This window comes from Stenotrophomonas sp. HMWF003, from assembly GCF_003061285.1.
Lineage (GTDB): Bacteria > Pseudomonadota > Gammaproteobacteria > Xanthomonadales > Xanthomonadaceae > Stenotrophomonas > Stenotrophomonas maltophilia_AP.
Genome location: NZ_QAIW01000254.1, coordinates 3,993 through 7,831 on the forward strand (window position 1 = coordinate 3,993; position 3,839 = coordinate 7,831).

Genomic DNA, 3,839 nt, shown 5'->3' on the forward strand with positions numbered 1-3,839 from the left:
CACCTACCAGGACGCGCTCAGCCCCTACCAGCGCCAGCGTGCGCTGCAGCTGCCGGCAGGCTTCAACCCGCGTACCGCCGCCCTGGCCCGGCAATGGCGCAGCGAGGCGGGCAGCGACGACGCGGCCATCGTCGCGCGCAGCCTGGACTGGATCCGCGCCCGCTTCGCCTACACCCTGGAAACGCCCCTGCCCGGTCGCGATGGCGTGGACGAGTTCCTGTTCGACCAGCAGGCCGGCTTCTGTGAACACTTCAGCTCGGCGTTCGTGGTGCTGATGCGCAACGCCGGCATTCCCGCACGTGTGGTCACCGGTTTCGCCGGTGGCGTGCGCAATCCGTACGGCGACTACTGGGTGGTGCGCCGCATGGACGCCCACGCCTGGGCCGAGGTATGGCTGCCGCAGCGCGGCTGGGTGCGGGTCGATCCGACCGCCGCCGTGGCTCCCGAGCGCATCTACGACACCCTGGAAGATCGCCTGCAGCAGGGCGGCGCCGCCACCTTGCAGAGCCGTTGGCTGCAACTGGGGCAGGCCAGCGACTGGCTGCGGCGCGGCTGGAACGACCTGGTGCTGTCCTTCGACGCAAACCGCCAGCAGCAGATGCTGCGACCGTTGGGCATCGACACGCTGGAACCGTCACAGCTGATCGCCGTTTTCACGGTCTTCGCGCTGGCCACGCTAGGCTGGATGGCGTGGCTGCTGAGCCGTGGCGAACGCGAGCGCGACCCGTTGTTGCGCGCGTGGCACCGGCTGGGGCGGCGCTACGCCAGGCTTGGCCTGGCGCGTGACAGTGCCGAGCCCGCAGGCCGCTGGGCCCAGCGCGTCCACCAGCAGCGGCCAGACCCGGCGCTGTTGTCGCTCAGCAGCCGTTTCGTTCTCGCGCGCTACGCTGGCGCGGACGTCGACCTCACTTCATTATTGCGCGACCTGCGCAGGCATCGCCCGTCCTCCGGAGCATCCCCATGAAGATCCAGATTCTGCTTCCCCTCGCTGCTTCGCTGGCGCTGGCCGCCTGCGCGACCGCGCCCAAACCGCTGCAAGGCCAGTTCAGCATGGTCAGCCCGCGCGATGCGGTGCCCACCCAGCAGGTGGGTACCCCGGTGCGCTGGGGCGGCCGCATCATCGAAACCAATCCGGCCCAGGGCCAGACCTGTTTCCAGATGATCTCGCGCCCGCTCAACGGCAGTGGCCGCCCGAGCACCACGTCGGCCGACGCCAGCGACGGCCGTTTCGTGGCCTGCCGCGCCGGCTTCTACGACCCGGCCGTGTTCGAACCGGGCCGCGATGTGACCTTCATCGGCAAGATCGCCGGCTACGAGAACACCCGCATCGGCGAATACGACTATCGCCTGCCCAAGCTGGACGCCGATGTGATCTACCTGTGGCCGGAACAGCGCCAGGTGGACGTGGTGCCGGCCTACCCGTACGGGCCATGGGGTCCGGGCTGGGGCCCGGGCTGGGGCTACCGCGGCTGGGGCTGGTGGTAACCGGGTAGATACCGACCGTTGGTCGGTGTGCCTTGCAAAAAAAGCCGCCCAAAGGGCGGCTTTTTTTTGTTGCACCGTGGGGCAACACAACGCGCGTCGCCGATCAGGTAGAGCCACCCCATGGGTGGCTGCCCTTGGATCCGGCGCCGCGCAGCCACCCATGGGGTGGCTCTACCCCCTATCAGGCATCGCGTGCAGCCACCCATGGGGTGGCTCTACCCCCTCAGGCGTTCGGCGTGCCGAAGTGGCCCAGCGCTGCGCCGGCCAGCAGGTGCAGGTGGATGTGGAACACGGTCTGCCCGGCATCTTCGCGGCAGTTCATGACGATGCGGTAGCCGTTCTGGGCGAAGCCTTCGCGGCGCGCGTACTCGGCCGCCGCCAGCGCCAGCTTGCCGATCAGGTGCGCCTGCGCGGGCTGCACGTCGTCCAACGTCGGAATCGCCTCATTCTTGGGAATGAAAAGCACGTGCACCGGTGCCTGCGGGGCGATGTCCTTGAAGCCGAGCACCTCGTCGTCCTCGTAGACGATGGTTGCAGGGATTTCGCGGCGGATGATCTTGCCGAACAGGGTGTCTTGGCTCATGGGGCACCTCTTGGAACAGGGGCTTGGAGAGTAGCGCGGATGCGCTGCCGGTTTCGACGGGTGCGGCGCGGTGCACGGGAGGCGCGGTCAGCGCGGTCAGCCGACCAACGGTCCGCTCTACCGTGTCGGCGCGGCGCGGTTGCCCGGGGTCATTCCTGGATTTCGGTGCGCGTGCCGAACGCGTGCGACAGCGTGCCGCGATCCACGTATTCCAGCTCACCGCCCAGCGGCAGGCCCTGGGCCAACCGGCTGGGGCGCACCTTGTGCGCGCGTGCCAGCTGCGCCAGGTAATGCGCGGTGGCTTCGCCTTCTACCGTGGCGCTGGTGGCGATGATCAGCTCCTGCACCTCGCCCTGCTTCAGGCGGGCCTCCAGCTGGTCCAGGCCGAGCTCGCGCGGGCCCACGCCGTCCAGCGGCGACAAGCGCCCCTGCAGCACGAAGTACACGCCGCGGAAACCGGTCGCATGCTCGATCGCCAGCCGGTCGGCGGGCGATTCCACCGCGCACAGCTGCTGCCGCTCACGGCTGCCATTGGCGCACACCGCGCAGGTCTCGGTCTCGCTGAAATCGCGGCACTGCACGCAATGGCCGATGCGCTCGATCGCCTTGGCCAGCACCTCGGCCAGCTTCTGCCCGCCCACACGCTCGCGCTCGAGCACGTGGTAGGCCATGCGCTGGGCGGTTTTCTGACCGACGCCCGGCAACACGCGGAAGGCCTCGATCAATTGTTCGAGCAGGGGCAGGCTCATGGCGATGGGCTCATCTCAGAAACAAACGCGCGAAGCCCGAAGGCTTCGCGTCGTGGTCACCCCACCGGTACCGGGCCCGGGCCCGGCACCTGCGGTGGATCAGAACGGCAGCTTCATGCCCGGCGGCAGCTGCATGCCCGCCGTGGCCGAACCCATGCGGTTCTTCGATTCGGCGTCGATCTTGTTGGACGCATCGTTGAAGGCGGCCGCGACCAGGTCTTCGGTCATTTCCGCATCGCCCAGGATCGACGGGTCGATGCGCACCTTGCGGCACTCCTTGGTGCCGGTCAGGGTCACGCTGACCATGCCACCGCCGGCGCTGCCGGTGACTTCCAGCTTGGCGAGGTCTTCCTGGGCCTTCTGCAGGTTTTCCTGCATCTTCTGGGCCTGCTGCATCAATTGGGCGATGTTGCCGCGCATGTCGTGTTACTCATCAAAAGGACGGATGGAATCGGTCACGACCCGCGCGCCGTGCTGCTGGATCAGCACCTGCACCTGCGGGTCGGCCATGAAGGCGGCTTCGGCCGCCTGTTGCCGCTCGCCACGCTGGCGGTCGGAACGCTGGTGCAGCGTTTCGGCCTCGGCGTTGCCATGTTCGATCACGATCCGCGGGGTCTGCCCCAGCGGGCCGGACAGCGCATCGGTCAGCGCCGCCAGCGAACGGTCCGAACACAGGTACTCAAATCCGGGCGATACCGCCAGTTTCAAGATGCCGTGCTGAAAACTGATGAACGCCGCGTGGGCCGCCAGCTGCCGCGAGGGGCCGTTGAGCTGGCTCTGGGCGACCAGTTCCAGCCAGGCTTCGGGCGAGGAAAGGGCGATCGGGGCAGCGGCACCCGCGTCGGCAACCGACGCCGAGGGCGCAATGGCGATGCCCTGCGGGCGCGCCACGGCTGCCGGCGCCACCACCGGGGCCGGGGCCGGTGCGGCAGGACGCGCCGGCGGCGCCTCCCACGGCGCCACCATGGCCGCGTCGGGGCTGGCCAGTTCGGCCGCCAGCGCCTCGTCACGCTCCTCGGCAC

Annotated in this window: 5 protein-coding genes and 1 pseudogene; 2 read left to right on the plus strand and 4 right to left on the minus strand. The window is 68.9% G+C overall.

From position 1 onward, the window contains the following. Nucleotides 1–964 (plus strand): annotated as a pseudogene (locus DBR34_RS22670) (transglutaminase-like domain-containing protein); the annotation flags it as partial. Next, the gene (locus DBR34_RS10560; protein WP_128096756.1) at nt 961–1,485 is read left to right on the plus strand and encodes a Slp family lipoprotein; all 525 of its coding nucleotides are present in this window, start codon (nt 961–963) and stop codon (nt 1,483–1,485) included. The pseudogene DBR34_RS22670 and the gene DBR34_RS10560, both read left to right, overlap by 4 nt. Before the next feature lie 223 nt (nt 1,486–1,708). Here the strand turns inward: DBR34_RS10560 and DBR34_RS10565 are convergent, their stop codons facing one another. The 4 genes from DBR34_RS10565 to DBR34_RS22675 form a co-directional block, all read right to left on the minus strand. Then, nucleotides 1,709–2,068, minus strand: a complete 360-nt coding sequence (locus tag DBR34_RS10565) for a histidine triad nucleotide-binding protein (protein ID WP_128096757.1) — start codon at nt 2,066–2,068, stop codon at nt 1,709–1,711. Between the two features lie 149 nt (nt 2,069–2,217). Further along, nucleotides 2,218–2,817 carry a recombination mediator RecR gene (gene recR, locus DBR34_RS10570; RefSeq protein ID WP_038690108.1) on the minus strand — a complete coding sequence of 200 codons (600 nt, stop codon included), beginning with the start codon at nt 2,815–2,817 and terminating at the stop codon, nt 2,218–2,220. Between the two features lie 99 nt (nt 2,818–2,916). After that, nucleotides 2,917–3,237 (minus strand): YbaB/EbfC family nucleoid-associated protein, encoded by a 321-nt coding sequence (locus tag DBR34_RS10575; RefSeq protein ID WP_038690110.1) that lies wholly within the window; start codon nt 3,235–3,237, stop codon nt 2,917–2,919. A gap of 6 nt (nt 3,238–3,243) precedes the next feature. Beyond that, nucleotides 3,244–3,839, minus strand: a 596-nt coding sequence (locus tag DBR34_RS22675; protein WP_308812529.1) for a DNA polymerase III subunit gamma/tau C-terminal domain-containing protein, incomplete at its 5' end; no start/stop codon positions are given.